The following is a 495-nucleotide window of genomic DNA, read 5'->3' on the forward strand; positions in this document are numbered from 1 at the left end:
TGTCGTCATCGAGATATTTGATATATTTTTCGAGAGCTGAGGTGAAGTTTTTCTATCTCCTTTCTGATTCTATTGGAACAGCGTATGGCAGTGGTATTGTGATATTGATTCAATCTCTTGATGCAATGCCGGCAAGTGATGACTTCCTGCAATGGCTTGCCGGGCATTGCCAACATGACGCTCGACGAGTTGTACCATCACATTTGCGTTCGCGTGAAAGACCATCTTGGCGAAGGCGTAATTGCTTCTTTGTCGAAGCGAACGGACAGCCTCGGATCAGCAAATCGGCGTCGGAATTCTTCCGCGACTGGGTCTTTCGCCGGGCAATGAACATCGATCTTCCCGATGGCGACCAGCGCGCCCCTGCGTAGTGCATCGTCTGGGCGATTTCGCGTCCTTTGTAGGTCGGATGACCGTTGCGAGCTGGCGAACCAGAATGCTACCAGCGGTAACCGACTGACCGCCGTACTTCTTCACGCCGCGGTACTGCGGGTT

At 52.3% G+C, this 495-nt stretch carries 2 protein-coding genes; one reads left to right on the plus strand and one right to left on the minus strand.

The window, feature by feature from the left end; all coding sequences use genetic code 11:
• Window positions 1–371, plus strand: a 371-nt coding sequence (locus AB1L30_RS00525; protein WP_367011400.1) for a hypothetical protein, incomplete at its 5' end; no start/stop codon positions are given.
• Here AB1L30_RS00525 and AB1L30_RS00530 read toward each other — a convergent pair.
• Window positions 277–495, minus strand: a 219-nt coding sequence (locus AB1L30_RS00530; RefSeq protein ID WP_367011399.1) for a 50S ribosomal protein L27, incomplete at its 5' end; no start/stop codon positions are given. The two genes, AB1L30_RS00525 and AB1L30_RS00530, sit on opposite strands and share 95 nt — an antisense overlap.

It is taken from the genome of Bremerella sp. JC817, assembly GCF_040718835.1.
Taxonomy (GTDB): Bacteria; Planctomycetota; Planctomycetia; order Pirellulales; family Pirellulaceae; genus Bremerella.